Source organism: Nocardia jiangxiensis NBRC 101359 (assembly GCF_000308615.1).
Taxonomy (GTDB): Bacteria; Actinomycetota; Actinomycetes; order Mycobacteriales; family Mycobacteriaceae; genus Nocardia; species Nocardia jiangxiensis.
This window is the reverse complement of record NZ_BAGB01000046.1, coordinates 164,542-182,289: the sequence shown is the minus strand read 5'-3', so window position 1 is coordinate 182,289 and position 17,748 is coordinate 164,542. Positions and strand designations below refer to the sequence as shown.

At 67.3% G+C, this 17,748-nt stretch carries 16 protein-coding genes and 2 pseudogenes; 6 read left to right on the top strand and 12 right to left on the bottom strand.

All coding sequences use genetic code 11. The features are described from left to right. Positions 1–14 precede the first annotated feature (14 nt). Positions 15–902: a LysR family transcriptional regulator gene (locus tag ON40_RS20355; protein ID WP_040825147.1), complete on the top strand. Its 888-nt coding sequence runs from the start codon at positions 15–17 to the stop codon at positions 900–902. Here ON40_RS20355 and ON40_RS20350 read toward each other — a convergent pair. Beyond that, positions 877–1,797, bottom strand: a complete 921-nt coding sequence (locus ON40_RS20350; RefSeq protein ID WP_051193350.1) for a class I SAM-dependent methyltransferase — start codon at positions 1,795–1,797, stop codon at positions 877–879. The genes ON40_RS20355 and ON40_RS20350 overlap by 26 nt on opposite strands. Positions 1,798–2,157: 360 nt before the next feature. Here ON40_RS20350 and ON40_RS53960 point away from each other — a divergent pair, with 360 nt between their 5' ends. Continuing rightward, positions 2,158–2,301, top strand: a complete 144-nt coding sequence (locus tag ON40_RS53960; protein WP_218008823.1) for a hypothetical protein — start codon at positions 2,158–2,160, stop codon at positions 2,299–2,301. Between the two features lie 334 nt (positions 2,302–2,635). Further along, entirely contained in the window at positions 2,636–3,307 is a 672-nt protein-coding gene (locus tag ON40_RS56105) for a carbon-nitrogen hydrolase family protein (RefSeq protein WP_373281944.1), read from the top strand. Positions 3,308–3,421: 114 nt separating this feature from the next. On the opposite strand, the pseudogene ON40_RS56100 reads toward ON40_RS56105, so the two are convergent. Beyond that, a pseudogene (locus ON40_RS56100) lies at positions 3,422–4,258 on the bottom strand (LLM class flavin-dependent oxidoreductase); the annotation flags it as partial. A 56-nt stretch (positions 4,259–4,314) separates the two neighbouring features. Between ON40_RS56100 and ON40_RS20340 the strand changes: the two are divergent. After that, positions 4,315–4,800: an SRPBCC family protein gene (locus ON40_RS20340; RefSeq protein WP_040825145.1), complete on the top strand. Its 486-nt coding sequence runs from the start codon at positions 4,315–4,317 to the stop codon at positions 4,798–4,800. Positions 4,801–4,848: 48 nt separating this feature from the next. On the opposite strand, the gene ON40_RS48240 is transcribed toward ON40_RS20340, so the two are convergent. The 5 genes and pseudogenes from ON40_RS48240 to ON40_RS20320 form a co-directional block, all read right to left on the bottom strand. Next, positions 4,849–5,448, bottom strand: a complete 600-nt coding sequence (locus tag ON40_RS48240; RefSeq protein WP_083895793.1) for a maleylpyruvate isomerase family mycothiol-dependent enzyme — start codon at positions 5,446–5,448, stop codon at positions 4,849–4,851. Positions 5,449–5,676: 228 nt separating this feature from the next. Then, entirely contained in the window at positions 5,677–6,579 is a 903-nt protein-coding gene (locus ON40_RS20330; protein WP_040825144.1) for an aminoglycoside phosphotransferase family protein, read from the bottom strand. A 93-nt stretch (positions 6,580–6,672) separates the two neighbouring features. Then, a complete protein-coding gene (gene fabG / locus ON40_RS20325; RefSeq protein ID WP_040825142.1) occupies positions 6,673–7,419 on the bottom strand; it encodes a 3-oxoacyl-ACP reductase FabG in 747 nt (248 codons plus the stop codon). A 77-nt stretch (positions 7,420–7,496) separates the two neighbouring features. Continuing rightward, positions 7,497–7,705, bottom strand: a pseudogene (locus ON40_RS49990) (acyl-CoA dehydrogenase family protein); the annotation flags it as partial. Positions 7,706–7,763: 58 nt separating this feature from the next. After that, positions 7,764–10,220, bottom strand: coding sequence for an FHA domain-containing protein (locus ON40_RS20320; protein WP_063713051.1), 2,457 nt, complete (start codon positions 10,218–10,220; stop codon positions 7,764–7,766). Between the two features lie 432 nt (positions 10,221–10,652). Here ON40_RS20320 and ON40_RS20315 point away from each other — a divergent pair, with 432 nt between their 5' ends. Beyond that, positions 10,653–12,179 carry an amidase gene (locus ON40_RS20315; RefSeq protein WP_051193349.1) on the top strand — a complete coding sequence of 509 codons (1,527 nt, stop codon included), beginning with the start codon at positions 10,653–10,655 and terminating at the stop codon, positions 12,177–12,179. Between the two features lie 22 nt (positions 12,180–12,201). Here the strand turns inward: ON40_RS20315 and ON40_RS20310 are convergent, their stop codons facing one another. Together ON40_RS20310 and ON40_RS20305 are read right to left on the bottom strand one after the other, a co-directional pair. Beyond that, positions 12,202–13,752, bottom strand: a complete 1,551-nt coding sequence (locus ON40_RS20310; protein ID WP_040825141.1) for a mucoidy inhibitor MuiA family protein — start codon at positions 13,750–13,752, stop codon at positions 12,202–12,204. Between the two features lie 9 nt (positions 13,753–13,761). After that, entirely contained in the window at positions 13,762–14,376 is a 615-nt protein-coding gene (locus ON40_RS20305; protein ID WP_040825140.1) for a TetR/AcrR family transcriptional regulator, read from the bottom strand. A gap of 127 nt (positions 14,377–14,503) precedes the next feature. Here ON40_RS20305 and ON40_RS20300 point away from each other — a divergent pair, with 127 nt between their 5' ends. After that, the gene (locus ON40_RS20300) at positions 14,504–15,247 is read left to right on the top strand and encodes an SDR family oxidoreductase (RefSeq protein ID WP_040825218.1); all 744 of its coding nucleotides are present in this window, start codon (positions 14,504–14,506) and stop codon (positions 15,245–15,247) included. Between the two features lie 29 nt (positions 15,248–15,276). On the opposite strand, the gene pcaG is transcribed toward ON40_RS20300, so the two are convergent. The 3 genes from pcaG to ON40_RS20285 are packed head-to-tail and all read right to left on the bottom strand — an operon-like array spanning position 15,277 to position 17,746. Next, positions 15,277–15,867, bottom strand: coding sequence for a protocatechuate 3,4-dioxygenase subunit alpha (gene pcaG / locus ON40_RS20295; RefSeq protein ID WP_051193338.1), 591 nt, complete (start codon positions 15,865–15,867; stop codon positions 15,277–15,279). Next, a complete protein-coding gene (pcaH, locus tag ON40_RS20290) occupies positions 15,864–16,574 on the bottom strand; it encodes a protocatechuate 3,4-dioxygenase subunit beta (protein ID WP_040825138.1) in 711 nt (236 codons plus the stop codon). The genes pcaG and pcaH overlap by 4 nt, the downstream gene beginning before the upstream one ends. Beyond that, positions 16,571–17,746 carry a 4-hydroxybenzoate 3-monooxygenase gene (locus ON40_RS20285; RefSeq protein ID WP_040825135.1) on the bottom strand — a complete coding sequence of 392 codons (1,176 nt, stop codon included), beginning with the start codon at positions 17,744–17,746 and terminating at the stop codon, positions 16,571–16,573. Before ON40_RS20285 ends, pcaH begins: the two co-directional genes overlap by 4 nt. Positions 17,747–17,748 lie beyond the last annotated feature (2 nt).

Here is a 17,748-nt window from a genome sequence, read left to right as displayed (position 1 = left end):
CATGCCGCAGATGTATGGCGATCTATTCTGGATGTGTGGATCTGGATCTGCGACTCGTGCGCTACTTCACCGTCGTTGCCGAGCACGGCAATTTCGGGCGCGCCGCCGCCACGCTGCACCTGGCTCAGCCCTCGCTCAGTCGTCAGATCCAGCGCCTCGAACATCAGCTCGGTGTCCGCCTGCTCGACCGCACCCCGCAGGGCAGCAGCCTCACCGATGCAGGCCAGGTATTCCTCACCCACGCGCGTGCACTCCTGCACACCGCCGACCAGGCCCAGCGCGCGGCCGAGGCCGCCGCCTCGCCGCACGCGATCACCATCGGCTACTCCGAGGGCCTGGTCATCACACCCGCGGTTCAGGCGTTGCGGGCCCGCCACCCCGACGCGCGGATCCGCACGCGGCACCTCGACTGGAACGCCACGCACGCCCTGCCCGAACGCCGAGTGGACGTGCTCATCACCCGGCGCCCGCTGCCCTTCCCGACGGACGGCCTGCACGTGCGGACTCTGTATAGAGAACCACGCGTGCTCGTCGTGCCGGTGACCCATCGCTTGGCGGGCAAGGACTCCGCCGACCTCGACGAACTCGCCGACGAGCAACTCGTGGCCTGCGACAAGACGCCGACGATCTGGAGCGCACCCCGGGCCGTCGGTGACCGTCCGGCACCGCCCGCGCCCGCCCTCGAGGACAGTTTCGAGGACAAACTCGAACTCATCGCCACCGGTCACTGCATCGCGGTCCTGCCCGCGGGCGACCACCGTGCCACCAACCGCGACGATATCGCCCTCGTACCCCTGGACGGCATCGAGCCGTGCGAGGTCGTGCTCGTCACTCGCGCGCACGATCCGAACCTGCTGATCGAACCGATGGAAGCCGCTATGCGATCTCACCTCGTCGGCTAGCCCGGCTATCGCTCGCTCGTAGTATGCGGACCGGGCGCAGTGCCTGGGGTGGTTCGCCCTCGAATTCCGCGGATCCCTCGAGGTATCCAGCGATGAGGTCCGTGGCGGAGTGGTCTTCGACGTCGGTGAAGCCGAGCGCGCGCAACTGTGCGGCGATGTGGTCAGGAGTGAAGTAGCTGAACCAGGGTTCGCCGACAGCTGCCGCTCGATGCGCGCGCGCCTGCAACTGCGCGCGTTCCTCGTCGGTGTCGGCCGCCTGCAGGTAGTCGAAGATCACCTCGACCGGCTCCGATTGACCAGCAATGTATTCGAGGGTAGTGCGGGTGGCGTCCGGGGTCAGATAGAAGACGACACCGAGCCACACGAACACGGCCGGATCGGTCCGGGCGAATCCGGCGGCCTCCAATCGTGTTGCCAGTGTGTCGGTTTCGAAGTCGACCGGCACGAAAGTCAGCCGCTCGGGTTGGTCGATACCGGATGCGGCGAGGCGTTGGCGTTTCCACGCTTGGGTAGCGGGATGGTCGACCTCGAAGACACGCAGACCAGGATGCGGGTTGCGGTAGGCGAAGGTATCCAGGCCCGCGCCGAGAATCACGACCTGTCGCACGCCGGCAGCGACGGCCTCGGCCACGCGATCCTCGGCGAAACGGGCACGAGCAGCAAAGAACAGGCGGCGCGGCCGATCACTGACACCCAGCCGCAGGATTCCCGAACCCGCACCGCTATCGGGACGATCCGCTGCTGGCCGGCCCAATTCGGTCAGCTCATCCACAGTGACACCCAGCAGACGTGCCGCCAGTGGATCGGTGAGAATCCTTGGCCGGTCGGCAATTTGATGATAGGCACGGGCGTAGGCAGTCACGAGCGCTGTCCGGCTGGGTCCCTCATTGTCCATACTCGAGAAGTTACTCACGAACACTGCGCGAGCAACACCTCTTCGAGTTATCGTTTTGCCACTTGCGAATCGTGCGGTGAAGTCGAACATCCCCCGCCGCGCCGGGGATGAGGCCCATTACGCGGGCATGCCATGTTCGCGCAGCCTCCTGACGATGCTCGCCGGTGCCACCAACCGCATCCGCCTGCAGACCGAGGTGCTGATCGCACCGCTGCGCGATCCCGCACTGCTCGACCACGGCCGCTCCGGCTCGCCGCGCGTCGTTGCCCAGCTGAACACGGTCCTCGGCCCACAGTCGTTGATCGACCGCCCCGGGGAGCCATTCTCGGCTACTACGAGTTCAGCGGCCGCGCCGACTACATGGCCGACGGCATGCTCACCACCCCGGAGCAGATCCGTTCCGCTATCCGGCAATTCGAAGATCTCGGCGCCGATGAGGTCATCCTCTACTGCTACGGCACCGATCCCGATCAGGTCGACCGCCTGGCTGATGCCGTGCTTTGAAACCGGGCCTGCGCGGACGACGGCGTTTCCGGCATCCGATGGGTCGCCGATGACTCGAATCGCTCGATAATCGGCATGTGCGTGCGCTCGTGGGGATCGAAAGCGTTGCCGGGCAGAAGGATCGGGAGCCCTCGGGACCGGCGTCGAATAGTTGGGCCGCTGCGTCGAATGCGGCAAGAGCACGTACACATACCTGAGATGATCTCGGCACGTTGATTTGTCTGCCGCGTCGCCGATTCGAACCGTGCTTCGCGCGGCGAAGTAGTCAGTGCGTTGCTTCGGTTGCTCCGCTGGTTCGGTCCGGCTACCGTCCTTGCACGTCGGGGAGCTGAGGATGGGAGGCCCAGTGCGGCAAGCCTTGCGGATCGCTGTCGCCCAGCCTCGGTGTGTGGCTCATGCGGTAGCCGAGAATGCGGTGACACACGCCGAGCTGATCCGGACGGCCGGGGCGCGGGTTGTGGTGTTCCCGGAGATGTCGCTGACCGGGTACGAGTTGGATGCCGAAGTCATTGCGCCGCACGATGATCGGCTGGCTCCCATCATCGCCGCATGTGCGCGGGCTCGGACGATTGCACTGGTCGGTGCGCCGGTACCCGGACCTCATATCGGTGTTCTCGCAGTGGATCACCGCGGCGCCTCGGTGCTCTACCGGAAGGTGTATCTGCACGACAGCGAATCCGATCGTTTCCGCCCTGGCGAGCCCGCCGTGCTGGAAGTGGACGGTTGGCGGCTGGGCCTGGCCGTGTGCAGGGACACCGGCATCTCCGAACATGCCGAGCGGACCGCCGCACTCGGTATCGATGGCTACGTCGCTGGTGTTGTGCACAGTGCCGATCAGGTCGGCCTGCACGGCGAACGCGCTCGTCGCGTGGCCGCCGCGGCCGACCGCCTGGGCGACGACCTCGCGCACGGTCACAGCGGGGTGCTGCCGAATCCAGTCGTAGAGCCCGACGTAGTTGCCGAAGGTGCTCTTGATCGTCCCCTCGACGTCTTCCGGGCGCGGTAGCAGATGGGTGGGGAACGGTTCGGTGATGTCGCCGAGCGGGATGTCGATGCCGAACTGTCCCAGCGCGAATGGTGCGAGGGGTTCCCAATCGACGTGACTGTCCAGTTCGCGCAGTTTCTCCTCGGCCTCTTTCACGGTCCGGCCGAGGTAGGGGATGAGACCGGGGATGGCCGGGACCGAACCCGGGGTCCGGCCCTGTTCGATGAGCGCCTTGTCCAGTGCCTCGCGGTAGACCGCGGCGCCGGCGCGAGTGGAGGAGTTGGTGAACACCATCTCGGCATGTTTGGCGGCGACCTTGATGCCGGGGCCCGACCCGCCGGCCTGCGCGATGAGCGGCCGGTGCTGGCGGCTGGGCGCGATGTTGAGTGGTCCGCAGACCTGAAACAGGTTGCCCTGGTGGTCGATCGGTTCGGCGTAGAACCGGGTCAGGCCGTCGGGATCACGGCGCATTGCTCGGTTGTCCCACAAGGCTCGCAGGACCTGGAGGAACTCGTCGGCGCGTTGATAGCGCTCCGCGCGATCCAGATGGTGTTGCAGGCTGTAGTTCAGTGCGAACCGGTCGATCACCGAGGTGACCGCGTTGTATCCGGCGCGGCCATCGGAGACTTGGTCGAGCGAGGCCAGCAGCCGGGCCAGGGTGTACGGGTCGTAGAAGGTCGTCGACGCCGTCGCGATCAGGCCGACGTGCTCGGTGTGCTGGGAGATCGCGGTCAGCGCGGTGATGGGTTCGGCCGGCCCGCCGTCGAATGCCGGAGACCCCTGCATGCCGGGGATGTCGCCGACGAACAAGGCGGTGAACAGACCCTCGTCGCCGAATGCACCGTACTCGAGCAGGCGCTCGAAGGTGCTGCGTTCGGGAACGCCCTGCGCCCGTTCGTATTTGTAGGCTCCCTGGTGCAGGTTGAGGTCGTTGGCTACCAGGTTCAGATGGAGATGGCGTTGCTCTGGCATGGACGGCTCCTGTCGTGGCATCCCCAGGGTAGGGCGCGCACTTGTAGGATTCTCTTGTGTTGGAACAATTCCGAGTGCAGCGAGCCGTGGCCGCCCCGGCAGCCGAGATCTTCGCCATCCTCAGTGATCCGCAGGGGCATGTCGCCATCGACAGTTCCGGCATGCTGATGGCGGCGAGCGGAGAGGTCGTCACCGGAACAGGTGACACCTTCGTCGTGCACATGGACCGCGAAGCTCTCAACGATTACCCGCTGGGGCTGTACGACGTCACCGTCGAGATCGTCAGGTTCGAACCGGATCGGGAGATCGCCTGGACCGTTCACGGTCGGCGAAGGTGGGAACACATCTACGGCTACGAGTTGGAGCCGATCGAGGCAGGCACACTCGTGACGTCCTACTACGACTGGTCGGCGGTCCCACAGGAACTCAAGGACCAAGCCGGTTTCCCGATCATCCCGGAAAGTGCACTTCGCGCGACGCTCGGCATTCTGGCTCGCACGGTCGCCCCCGGTAAGCCGCGACCGGAACTGCCTGCGCGATAACGCAAACCGTGGCGGCCGGGTCCGTCCATGGTCAGCGCGCGGTGTGTCCTACTGGGTTTCGTCTTCGAGGCGAGACGCCAGCGCGGTCAGCGCGGTTGGATCGCCCCAGGTGCTTGCGTCCACGGACGTGCCCTCGGCCGCGTAGTCGACACCATCTGCCCGAAGTGTGAGCAGCCATCGGCGCTGGCCACAGGACAGCTGCACGGTGCGACCGGCGCCCGCGGCGCGTGTCGGGGTGTCTCCGAAGTCATGGACGAGGAACCCGACGAGTTCATCGACCCCGTCGACAGCCAGCTCCGGATCCACGGGTGTTCTTGTGCCAGTAGCCAGTTCGGCGTCGACGCGGTGCACGGCCGTCTCCAACGCCATCCGGCGATACCAGAAACCAACCGTTCGATCGGGCGGGAACCAGGTGAACGTCTGCTGCACAGGTCCACGCTCGGTCAGTTGTTCCAGCAACGCATCTCGTTGCTCGACGAACCATGCGCTCAGCTCGGTCTCCTGCCGAGCCGGGGAACTCCGCTGTTCGTCGAGTGGTGCGTGGCCGAGAGTCATACACAGGGTCTTGTGCTCGTACACCTGGCCGACGTGCCCCAACAGGTCCCGAGCCGTCCATCCCGGACACGAGGGGCACCGCGGCGTCGGGATCGCGTCGTACCGCCGTCAGCAACGCACTGCTGTCGGCCAGGATCAGTTCGAGATACCGGCGTGAATCCATCTCGACGATTCTGCCGCATGCTTCCGGCGACGGTTACCAGCGCTTCCACTGTGGACCCGAGCTGGCTGCAACTGCAAGCGCTCATGAATACCCCAGGCAATCAGCAACAGTGACGTCGGAGTCGCCGATCAGCGCTCTCCGCAGCCGATTTCGGGCGTTCAGGTGAGGATCTGGGCGAGTTGGTCGGTGGCGTGGATGAGCCATCCGGGCTCGCCGTGTCTGCGACCCCACATCGCTTCGCGGACCGCTCCGACCTGCGTCCAGCGTCTCGCGCGCTCGGTGTCGAGTTCGGCTGCGTCGCAATAGATATCGAGGTAGCGCAGGACGGTCGGGCGCATGTTCGAGGAACGGAAGACCTCGGTGAAGCGGGGGCTGCGGATCACGTTGAGGGCGTCGTGTGCGGGGTCTCCGACCCAGGTCTTGGGGTCGATCGCAAGCCAGGGCTCGCGATCGGAGGCCAGGATGTTGGCGTCGTGCAGGTCTGCGTGGACGAGGATGTCGGGCTGGTCGGGGCCGAGCTCGCGCAGGGTGGCAACGGTGGCGTCGAGTACCTCGCGTGGCACGGGATTGCCGAAAGCGGCTGCGGTGGTGATGATCTCGTGTTCCCAGCGATCGATCTGCCCGGACAGTCGAGGTAGTCCCGGTGGTGCGGGTACGGCCAGCCTGCGTGAGAGTCTGCCCTGGATGGTGAGGGCTTGTTCGTGATCGGTCACGGTGGCGAGGGTGCGCTGGGACGCTCGTTCCAGCAGCATGGCGAAATTGTCGTCGTCACGCGCGAACAACCGCGCGGCGCCATTCCCGGCCCAGGTCGCGTACGCATCCGGGTCGTGAACGTTGCCCGGGTGCGGGAACGACACCTTGACCACCGCGGGTGTCCGGTCCGGACGTCGCACCGGAACGACGATCCCGACCCGGCCGTGCATCACCGGCCCCGTAGGCGTGCACGACCAGCGCTCCAGCAGCACATCCACCAAGCCCGGCAGGGCGGAGACCCACGCCCGCCCGCGCTCGCCTTCGTTGGCCGACTTGATCCGAACGAATTGCTCCGGGACCTCGATCATGAGACGACCCTACGTGCGCTACGCCGGCCGCATCGTCCGGCGAGTCGGCGAACTCCGGTAGCGTGGTGACGGTATGCGGCTCCCACTCGCCCATCACATGAGCCTTCCACCGGTGACCTCGAGTACCGTGCCGGTCATATAGGAAGACAGGTCGGAGGCGAGAAACAGTGCCACCGAGGCGATTTCGTCGACCTCCCCGGCGCGCCCCAGCGGAATCTCGGCCATCTTCTGCCCCCACGCCTTCTCCGGCATCGCCTCGGTCATGGCGGTGCGGATCAGGCCGGGCTGGATGGCGTTGACCCGAATGCCGTGGTGCGCAACCTCCTTGGCCGCGGCCTTGGACAATCCGACGATGCCTGCCTTGGCCGCCGAGTAGTTCGTCTGGCCGACCATGCCGACCTTGCCCGAGAGCGAGGACAGGTTCACGATCGCGCCGCTCTTGCGCTCGCGCATGATCGCCGCGGCCTTGCGGGTGCCGTTCCAGGTGCCCTTGAGGTGCACGGAGACAACCTGATCGAACTGGTCCTCGGTCATCGTGCGCATGGTCGCGTCGCGGGTGATACCGGCATTGTTGACCATGACGTCCAGGCCGCCGAAGGTGTCCAGCGCGGCCTGCAGCAGTGTGTCCACGTCGTCGGCGTTCGTGACGTCGCAGCGCACGCCGATCGCCGTCTCGGGCCCGCCCAGACGTTTCGCGGCGTCGGTCACGGTGCCGGAATCCAGATCGCCCAACACGATTCGGGCGCCCTCGGCGACGAACCGTTCGGCTATCGCATAGCCGATGCCCTGGGCCGCGCCGGTGACGACGGCGATCTTGTTCTCCAGCAATGGTTCGGACATGTCGAACTCCGTTTCCTCAGGTGCAGGGTACGTCGTCGCGGGGTGCGCTCACACGCGTTTCCCGGCCTCGCGGATCAGTCCGCCGCCGATCCTCCCCGTTGCGCCGTCTCGCGCACCAGCGCCCGCCCGGCCATCACGCCGGTCTGCTGATCGGCGTGATGGCCTGTACGAGCTGGAATTCCCCGATCGGCTGCCTGCCCTGCGTCGCCGACGCGGCGTACGCGACCGATTCGTCCATCGCCCGGTGCGCCGTGCGGACCGCCGGCGCCGCGATATGCACCCGGCCCGTCGATCACCCAGTCCTCGCCGTCACGAGAAGCCTCTCGCGACCACGAGCAGCACCGTCAGATCCGGACGGGACGTGCGCCGCGTCGTCGTGGCCGCATCTGGTACAGGCGGTACCAGGCCAGCGCCAGGAAGATCACGGCCAGCGCGATGACGAACCCGATATCCATCAGCCACGTGCCGAGGCTGTGGTTCCACAACGGGTCGGGTCCGCCTTTGTGCGGTGTCAGGGTATCGAGGTCGATGGTGGCGGCTCCCGCGCCGAAGCCCCAGCGGGACGGCGACAGGTAGGCCAGCTGTTCCAGCACCGGTGTGCCGGGCAGCCGCACCAGCCCGCCGGTGAGCACCAGTTGCGCCATCGAGATCACGATCAGCAGCGGCAGCGTCTTCTCCGAGGTGCTCACCGACACCGACACCAGCAGGCCCAGTGCCAGCGACGCGATGCCCAGCAGCGCCATCGCCAGGATCAGTTCCAGATCGACCGGCATGAATATCCCGGACGGCGGCATCTTCTGGCCGATGGTGCCGATCAGGTACAACACCACCGTCTGCAGGACTGTGATCACGCCCAGGACAAGGAGTTTCGAGATCAGATAGACCCCTGCCGACAGTCCCGCCGCGCGTTCTCTGCGGTAGATGGTCTGCTCTTTGACGATCTCGCGAATCGAGTTGCCGGTGCCGATGAAGCATGCGCCGAAGGCCAGGATCATGAGCTTGGTCGGGGCGTCGGTATTGCTGCCCGGGTCCCCAGCGAAACCCGCCCCACCCGGCACGGCGGCGATCAGACCGCCGAGCAGCAGCGGCATCACACCCAGCAGCACCAGATAGCTTCGGTCCGAGGCGATGACCGCGAGATAGCGTCGGCACAGCGTGCTGAGCTGACTCAACTTGGACTGCGACGCGGGCGGTGGCGCCGGCGGCGACTGCACTTCGGCCGGACCGGCATCGTCGGTCAGCCCGACCGCCACATAGTGCCCGAAGCGCGGCGAAGCCTGGAACTCACCGGCCCAGTCGCGATCCTCCTCGTGGTCGAATGCCTGGAACACCTCGGCCCAGGACGGCTGCCCGAACTGCTGCAAACCCTCCGCGGGCGGTCCGTAGTAGGCCAGCTTGCCGCCGGGCACCAGAACCAGCAGACGGTCACACGAATCGAGGTTCGCGACGCTGTGCGTGACGACGATGACCGTCCGCCCGTCGTGCGCCAGGTCCGACAGCATCTCCATGACGGTCTTGTCCAGGCCCGGGTCTAGGCCGGACGTCGGCTCGTCGAGGAACAGCAGCGACGGTTTGGTCAGCAACTCCAGTGCGACGCTCACACGTTTGCGCTGCCCGCCGGAGAGCCTTTCGATGCGAGTGTCCGCGTGCCGCGTCAAACCGAGTTCCTCGAGCACCTCGTCGACTCGCTGCTCCCGCTCCTCGCTGCGCGTGTCACCGGGGAACCGCAGTTCCGCCGCGTAGAGCAGCGCGCGTCGCGTCGGGAGCTGGTTGTGCAGGATGTCCTCCTGGGGAACCAGTCCGATCCGGTGCCTGAGCTCGTCGTAATCGGTGTAGAGGTCGCGGCCGTCGTAGCGGACCGTCCCCTCGGTCGCGGGCCGCAATCCGGTGACCGCGCCGAGCAACGTCGACTTGCCCGCCCCACTGGGGCCGATGACGCCGACGAGCGAGCGCTGCGGGATCGGGAAGCTCACCTCGTCGAGCAGCACCTTGCCATCCTCGGTCCGCACGATGAGGTTCTGCACCGAGACCGAGACGTCACCGGTGTCGACCGACTCGCGCAGCTCCTCGCCGACCAGCCGATAGGTGGTGTGCCCCATACCGATCGAGTCGCCTTCGGACAGATCCGCGACATCGACCCGGGCGCCGTTGACGTAGGTGCCGTTGTGACTGTCGAGGTCGACGACCCGATACTTGCCCTCGCCGATCACCCGCACTTCGGCATGATGGCGCGAGACCATCAGATCTGGCACGACGATGTCGTTGTCGGCGGCGCGGCCGACGCGCAGCGTTCCCGTGATCCGGACGACCGCGCCGGGGTGGGCAGCGGGAGCCGACGATCGCGAAATCCCGCGATCCGATGGGCGCAGCGTGAAGGTTGCCTCGTCGTCGAGGTCGTAGCCGGGATCCGGGACGATCATCGTCGCTTCACCGATATCGCCGCCGGGATCGTGCGCAGGTCGCGTCTCGGGCACCTCCACCGAACAGGCCAGCTTCTCGCCGTCCACCGCGTGGCCGAGCTGGAACGTCTCGTCGTGGTCGATGATCATCCGCTCGACGCGGTGTCCGTCGAAGAAGGTGCCGTTGAGGCTGCTCGCGTCCTCGATTTCCCAACCGCCCGATCCCCGTTCCAGGACGGCGTGCAGAGAAGACACTCGCGGATCGCTCACAACGATATCGGCTCCGGGATCGCGGCCGACGTTATATGCGCCTCCGGCGCGTAGTCGATAGACGCGTTCTCTCGTCTGCACCACAAGAACCGCTGACTCGGCGAATTCGGTGGAAGACTGCTTATCCGCCATAGGTGGAGTATACGACCGCGCGGCGAGCCCGTCGCGGAAAATCTCGTGCTTTCAGGAACAACCTCGCTGGTACGGAGGTTGCCATTGCGCCCTGTGACGTGCTGGTCCGCGCCTTCTCGTCGATACGGCGACTGCGCCGAACATGATTCAGTGCCCTTCCGGGGACTTTCACATCTTGTAATCGGTTGCCATTTATGTTCGTGTACCCGTCTCGGCCTGCGGGATGGTGTCGGACGCTTCGACAAAATACATTTGTAGGTAACCGAATCGGTTCGCGAATGCGCAAATTCCCACCCCGAAATATCGGTATTACGGCTGACCCGGGACATCCGGCGAGCCGACGCCAGGTCACTGTGGCAACCTGTCCGGACGCGGCGCCGGCGAACTATCGTCGACATACTCGGGACGCAAGCCGCTGATGAGGAGGTGACGATGCGGTACGACGAATACCGGGCTCACGACGCGATCGGGCTCGCCGAGCTGATCGCTCGTGGGGAGGTGCGCGCGGCCGAATTGCTCGAGTTGGCGTTGGAACGTTGTGCGCAGGTCGATCCGGCGATCAACGCGGTGAGTCTGCTCATGCAGGAGAACGGTCGGCGACTGGCCGGGCGGGGAGATCTCACGGGGCCGTTCGCCGGGGTGCCGTTCCTCATCAAGGACCTGGCACAGGATTACGCCGGATATCCGACCTCGGCGGGCACCGGGCCGCTGCGGTCGGTGCCCGCGACCGAGCACAGTCTCGCGGTGCGTCGCTGGCTGGACGCCGGGCTGGTGATCTTCGGCAAGACCACGACCCCGGAATTCGGCACCAAGGGCGTCACCGAGACCAGGACCTTCGGTGTGACCCGCAATCCGTGGAATACCGAACGCACGCCGGGTGGATCCTCGGGTGGGGCGGCCGCGGCGGTCGCCGCGGGCATCGTGCCGGTGGCGGGTGCGAGCGACGGCGGCGGTTCCATTCGCATTCCCGCCGCCTGCACCGGACTGTTCGGGCTCAAACCCGGGCGCGGACTGATTCCCAGCGGTCCGGGGCTGGGGGATCCGCTGTTCGGGGCGGTCAGCCAGGGCGTGCTCACGCGCAGCGTGCGAGACAGCGCGGCCATGCTCGACATACTCGGCGCACCCGATCCCGGTGCGCCCTATCTGGTTCAGCGGTCCGAACGCCCGTATCTCGACGCGGTGCAGGATCCCGTGCGTCGTCTGCGGATCGGATTCACGCATACGGCTCCGCAGGGCACGCCGGTCGATCCCGAAGCGGTCGCCGCGGTCGAGGATGCGGCCACCCTGCTGGAATCGCTGGGACACACCGTGGAACCGGCCGCTCCGAGTATCGACGGGCGGCGTCTGGGGATGGACTTCATGACCGTCTGGACCGCCTGGTGCGCCGCGGAACTCGCCGAAGCCTGTCGCGAAACGGGCGCGTCCGCCGCCGATTTCGATATCGACACCCAGGTGCTCGCGGCGGCCGGTCGTGCGGTGTCGTCCACGGAACTGCTGCTCGCGCAAGCCCGTTGGACCGAATACACCCGGGCCCTGGCCGATTTCCACGAGACCTACGACCTGTTGCTGACGCCGTCCCTGGCCGAACCACCGCTGCGCATCGGCCAGAACCGCACCCCCGCGATCGCCGATGCCGTGCTGCCCCCGCTGCTGCGCCTGGGTGTGGGAAAGATATTGTCCCGCACCGTAGTCTACCGGGACCTGGTCACCGCCAACCTGGCAGCGGTCCCGTTCACCCAGCTGGCGAACATCACCGGCCGTCCCGCCATGAGCGTGCCGACGCACTGGACCGCGGACGGTCTGCCGCTGGGCACGCAGTTCGTGGGCGGCTTCGACAGCGAGTATCTGCTCCTGCAACTCGCCGCCGAAATCGAAACGGCCCGACCGTGGTTCGACCGCCACCCACCCGAATCCGAACTCCTCGGAGCGGGTGCTTCCGCGGAGCGGACACCGCGGTGAGTGTCGGACGCGCGGGTGCGGACTACTCGCGCCAGCCGCTGAGTTCGACGCCCTTGGCGGTGTCGACCCGGAACCCGAGTGAAATCTCCGCTGTCGCTTCGGGTTCCAGGGGGAGTCGCCAGGTCAGCCCGCCCAGGTCGGTGCGGTGGTGTGGATCGGGGCGGCAGGTGACGTCGCGGACCACGATGGCCTCGTCGCGTGAGACCGGGATACGGTCCAGGACGGTGACGGTGGTGGCGCGGCGGCCGTAGTTGCCGACGGTGATGCGGTAGCGGACCTCACGCCGGGTCGCACTGCCGATGACGCCCTTTCCGGCGGTGCGGCGCACCAGTTCGCGTTCGGCCCGGATCCGTTCGTCCACACCGAGATTCAGCTCGATCTCCTCGCCGGGCGCCCAGATCTCCAGGGTCGTCGTGCCGACGAACTCCGAGTCGTGGAACACCGAGGCGCGGCCCGGCCGCAGCGTGTGCTCGGAGGTGTTGACCGTGGTGGCCCGCAGATACACTTCCTGACTCTGCGCGGGTGCGGTGATGTGATCGAGGGTGGCATCCAGATCCAGGACGGCCACCGTGGTGCGGTGTGCGGTCGCATCGCTCGGGACGGCGATCCGCTGGGGCGGACGGTAGGTGGTCGCCGCGGCTCCGTGTTCGATTGCGGGGGCTGCCGGTTCGGCCATCGCAGCATGCAATACCTTTGCGCTCGGCATCATTCCGGGTTCTGGCGGTCCACCGGCCGGAGCGCCGTAGGCCACCGGTTCGGGCGGTCGCAGGCGATCCAGGAACCACGGCTCCGGCTCGGGCAGTCGCGCCGAGATCGCCGGGCGGGCGGTGGACAGAGCCAGTTCGCACGGGGGCCAGTCCTCGCCGGTGTTCTGGGCGATCTCCGCGTACCAGCCGAGGGTGAGTCCTTCACCGCGCAACCGGATGTCGTAGGTCGAGACCCAGCGCGCGTCGTCGACGACGTAGGACAGTTCGAGTTCGAGTTCCCCGGCCTCGTGCACGTCGAGGGAGACCGCCACCTGCTGACGATCCGGAGTGCGCTGCCGGTGATGTTCGGCGAGATCGCGTTCCACCGCGCGCAACTCCTCCTCCCGACGCTCGTGCTGCCCGTGCAGCTCCCGCTGCCGCGCGAGCGTCGCGCCGAGCTGCTGGGCGAGCGAATCACTCAGCCCCGCAACCCGATCCGGTTCGATGTCACCCGATGCGAGCGCCTTGGCGAACGCGTTGCCGGAGCGGCGCCCGAGGTTGGTGAGCAATTCCATCCGGCTGTCCTCGACGGTGCGGGCGTCGGCCAGTTCCGCGAGTCCGGACCGGATCTGTTCGGCGCGTTGCTCGAGCTCCTGGACGACCGCGTCGGGCGAGCGGGGATTGCGCTGCATCGCCACATCGACCCCGAGGACCGAGGCCGCCCCGCGCCCGCTCACCCGCACCGAGTCCCGGACCAGCCCCAATGGCAGCCCGCCGACCTCCACCGACTGCTCCCCGGCCTCCACGATGACGGTCGTGCGCCGGGTGATTCGCGCCTGTCCGGGATAGACGGTCACGGCCACGATCGGGGCGTCCACCATGCTCATTCCGCGAGGCTACCGTGCTCGGTGCGTCGTGGGGGTGATGGCGAGGAACAGGTTGGCGATCAACGCATCGGCGAAATCCGTGGTCAGAGGTTCGGCGGGGAGGAGGAGGCGGTGGTAGCAGGCGCCCCAGAGCTGGTCGACGACGACCTCGAGATGGACGCCCTCGCGGATCTGGCCCGCCTCGCGGGCGCGGGTGAGACGTTCGACAGCGAGGTCGCGGCGGGGACGGGTGTACTGCTCGGACAGGGCCGTCGCCAGGCCCGGATCACTCTGTGCGGCACCGATGATCTCGGCGACGACCGAGCCGTTGCGATGCAGCAGGTCGACGAACGCGTGCAGTTGGGTGGTCAGGTCGCGGCGGATGTCGCCGGTGTCGGGGAAGGCGAGCGTGTCCTGGACGGCCTCGAAATATGCCTCGAACGCCAGCGCGCCCGGTGAGGGCCACCACTTGTAGAGGGTGACCTTGCTGGCGCCCGCGCGGGCGGCGACCTTCTCGAAGGTGACACTCCGAATGCCTTGGGAGAACAGCAGATCCGCTGCGGCGGCCAGGGTCGCGCGGCGCACCTCCGGTGCCGGGCGGCGACCGCGTCCAGGGGTGAGGCGCGGTGGGGTCTGTCGTGTCATGGGTGCTCCGAATGCCTTCTCGTTCGTCTGCTCCGGCGGGTCGTATCCGACGACACAACTAAGTATATGGACAACTCGTTCATTTGGCATTAGTGTACGAGACGTACACATGCTCGAGGAGAAGGTCATGACCATAGGGCAGGCAACGGAACGAGTCGCCATCGTGACCGGAGGTTCGGGCGGCATCGGCGGTGCGGTGGCGCGCCGCCTGGCCGCCGACGGGATGACGGTCGTCGTGCACTACGCCGGGAGCGCCGCGCGTGCACAGGAGGTCGTCGAATCCATCACCGCGACAGGCGGCATCGCGATCGCCCTGCGCGGTGACGTCGCCGATGCCGCCGAGATGGAGCAGCTGTTCGATACCGTGCAGGAGCGGTTCGGCGGCGTCGACGTGGTGGTCAACACCGCCGGAATCATGCTGCTCGCACCGGTGGCCGAGATGGATCTGGACGCGTTCGACCGCATGCAGCGGGTCAACGTGCGGGGCACCTTCGTGGTCTCCCAGCAGGCGGCGCGCAGGCTGCGGCCCGGTGGTGCGCTGATCAATTTCTCCACCTCGATCACCCGGCTGCAGGCGCCGGCCTACGCCGCGTACGCGGCGACGAAGGGTGCGGTGGAAGCGATGACGCTGATCCTGGCGCGGGAGATGCGCGGACGAGACGTCACGGTGAACGCGGTGGCTCCGGGGCCGACCGCGACCCCGCTGTTCCTGGACGGCAAGAGTGCCGAGCAGGTCGATCGGCTCGCCGCGGCGCCGCCGCTGGAGCGCCTGGGCACACCCGAGGACATCGCCGAATCCGTGGCCTTCCTCGCCGGTCCCGGCCGCTGGGTGAACGGTCAGGTCGTCTTCACCAACGGCGGCATCGGCTGAGTGTCACCGCTTTCGGGTATTCCGCGCACTCAGACGTCGAAGAAGACCGTCTCTCCCGGCCCCTGTAGGCGGATGTCGAAGCGATAGCCGTCGGGGGATGTGGTGGCGCACAGGGTGCAGCGGCGGTCCTGCGGGACGGTCGCCAGGATGGGGTCCGTGGCGTTGGTTGCGGCGTGGTCGGGGAAATAGATCCTGGTGACGACGCGGTGCAGCATGCCCCGGGCGAAGACCGACACGTCGATGTGCGGGGCCTGCGTGCGGCCCTCGCGGGTGGGGACGGGGCCGGGCAGGACGGTGTGCACGGCATATTCGCCGAGGCGGGTGTCGCTGCGCCCCAGGCCGCGCCAGCCCGGGTGACGTCCGCGCGGGTCGTCGGGGTGGTCGAAACGTCCGTCGGGGGCGGCCTGCCAGGTTTCCACGAGGGCGTCGGGAATCGGATCACCGGCGCCGTCGAGGATTTCGCCGCGGATCCAGAACGCTCCGGGCGTGCCGTCGGGCACGACCATGCGCCCGGCGCGGCCCCAGTCCAGGCCGATGGTCAGGAACGGACCGACGGTCTGCGACGGCGTGCCGGGCAGTTCGACGGTGTCGTTCAGGGTGGAGTCGGTGCGCTCAGTCATGGGGCTCCTCGAACGGGGGTCTGCTCGCGCCCGCGCAGCACGATGTCGAATTCGAAGGCCAGCGCCCAGTTCGGCCGCGTGCGTTCCAGGCTGAAGCGTGAAATCAGCCGGGGCCGTGCGGATTCCGGGGTCGCATTGAAGATGGGGTCCTGGGCGAACAGCGGATCGCCGGGAAAGTACATCTGGGTGACCAGACGCTGGGTGAACGCGCGGCCGAAGACCGAGAAGTGGATGTGCGCGGGCCGCCAGGCGTTGTGGTGATTACCCCAGGGGTACGCGCCGGGCTGGATGGTGACGAATTCGTAGCGGCCGTGTTTATCGGTCAGGGTGCGGCCGACGCCGTCGAAATTCGGGTCCAGCGGCGCGTCCCAGCGATCCCCGATGTGCCGGTAGCGGCCCGCGGCGTTGGCCTGCCAGATCTCGATCAGCGAATCCGGAATCGCCCGGCCGTTCCCGTCGAGCAGCCGCCCGAACACGATGATCTTCTGCCCGATCGGATCTCCGCGATGCCGGAAGGTCAGATCGTGCTCCCCGGGTTGCACCGCATCGTGGCCCAGGACCGGACCGGTGATCTCGGTCAGCGTGTGCGGCAACAGGATCAGCGGTTCCCGGGGGTGCCGCCGCGCGGTCGACCGGTAATCGGGGGAGTCGAGCGGGGGATGGGTGCCGGGCGGATCGGCCCGGTATCCGGCGACGTCGATACTCATGACAGTCCTTCGATCGGAATTCCGGCGTAGTTGTCGGCGAGTTCGGTTGCCGCGGAATCGGATTGCACGACGCGCTGCAATTGCGCGAGTTGCAGACGGGCGTCGAAGTCGTCGCCGTGCCGGTGCAGCATCGTGGTCATCCACCAGGAGAAGTGGGTGCAGCGCCACACCCGCCGCAGGGCGATATCGGAGTAGGCGTCGGCGAGCCGGGTGTCGCCGTCGGCGAGCCAGGTGACGATTGCGCGGGCGAGCAGGGCCACATCGGCGATCGCGAGATTGAGTCCCTTCGCACCGGTCGGCGGGACGGTGTGCGCCGCGTCACCGGCCAGGAACAGCCGGCCGTGCCGCATCGGCGAGGTCACCATGCTGCGCATCGGCAGTACGCTGCGGTCGGTGATCGCACCGGTGGTGAGCGTCCAGCCGTCCAGGGCGAAGCGGGTGGCCAGTGCGTCCCAGATCCGGTCGTCGCTCCAGGCGGTGAGATCCTCGTCGGGCTCGACCTGAAGGTAGAAGCGGCTCACGGCGTCCGAGCGCATGCTGTGCAGTGCGAAACCGTCCGGATGCCAGGCGTAGATCAGCTCGTCGGTCGAGGGGGCGACGTCGGCGAGGATGCCGAGCCAGGCGAACGGGTAGGTGCGCTCCCAGGTGCGGCGATGCCGTTCCGGGACGAAATGTCTACTGGGACCGTGTGATCCGTCGCAGCCCGCGACGATCGCGGCCTCGATCCGCTGGGCGCGGCCGTCCGCATCGGTGAACGTCACCGCGGGCGAATCGGAGTCCACATCGTGCAATTCGACATCGGTCGCCTCGTAGAACGACAGCTGTCCCGCACGCTCGCGCGTGGCCATCAGATCCTTGGTCACCTCGGTCTGCCCGTACACCCACACCGATTTCCCGGCCAGGTCGACGAAATCCAGATGATGCCGCTCACCCGGCCACTGCAAGTGGATCCCGCGATGTTCGAAACCGGCGCGCTCGATCCGGTCCCCGACACCGGCCTCCCGCAGCAACTGCACGCTCCCGGATTCCAGAATGCCCGCGCGGATACGGGATTTCACGTACTCGGCGCTGCGCTGCTCCACGAGCACGGAGTCGATTCCGGCCGCGTCGAGCAGTTGCGCCAGCAACAGTCCGGCCGGTCCCGCGCCGATGATCGCTACGCGAGTGCGCATGG

Coding starts and splice junctions, on each gene's coding strand:
- ON40_RS20355 (WP_040825147.1), top strand. CDS start 15: ATGGCGATCTATTCTGGATGTGTGGATCTGGATCTGCGACTCGTGCGC.
- ON40_RS20350 (WP_051193350.1), bottom strand. CDS start 1,797: ATGGACAATGAGGGACCCAGCCGGACAGCGCTCGTGACTGCCTACGCC.
- ON40_RS53960 (WP_218008823.1), top strand. CDS start 2,158: ATGGCCGACGGCATGCTCACCACCCCGGAGCAGATCCGTTCCGCTATC.
- ON40_RS56105 (WP_373281944.1), top strand. CDS start 2,636: ATGGGAGGCCCAGTGCGGCAAGCCTTGCGGATCGCTGTCGCCCAGCCT.
- ON40_RS20330 (WP_040825144.1), bottom strand. CDS start 6,579: ATGATCGAGGTCCCGGAGCAATTCGTTCGGATCAAGTCGGCCAACGAA.
- fabG (WP_040825142.1), bottom strand. CDS start 7,419: ATGTCCGAACCATTGCTGGAGAACAAGATCGCCGTCGTCACCGGCGCG.
- ON40_RS20320 (WP_063713051.1), bottom strand. CDS start 10,220: ATGGCGGATAAGCAGTCTTCCACCGAATTCGCCGAGTCAGCGGTTCTT.
- ON40_RS20315 (WP_051193349.1), top strand. CDS start 10,653: ATGCGGTACGACGAATACCGGGCTCACGACGCGATCGGGCTCGCCGAG.
- ON40_RS20310 (WP_040825141.1), bottom strand. CDS start 13,752: ATGAGCATGGTGGACGCCCCGATCGTGGCCGTGACCGTCTATCCCGGA.
- ON40_RS20305 (WP_040825140.1), bottom strand. CDS start 14,376: ATGACACGACAGACCCCACCGCGCCTCACCCCTGGACGCGGTCGCCGC.
- ON40_RS20300 (WP_040825218.1), top strand. CDS start 14,504: ATGACCATAGGGCAGGCAACGGAACGAGTCGCCATCGTGACCGGAGGT.
- pcaG (WP_051193338.1), bottom strand. CDS start 15,867: ATGACTGAGCGCACCGACTCCACCCTGAACGACACCGTCGAACTGCCC.
- pcaH (WP_040825138.1), bottom strand. CDS start 16,574: ATGAGTATCGACGTCGCCGGATACCGGGCCGATCCGCCCGGCACCCAT.
- ON40_RS20285 (WP_040825135.1), bottom strand. CDS start 17,746: ATGCGCACTCGCGTAGCGATCATCGGCGCGGGACCGGCCGGACTGTTG.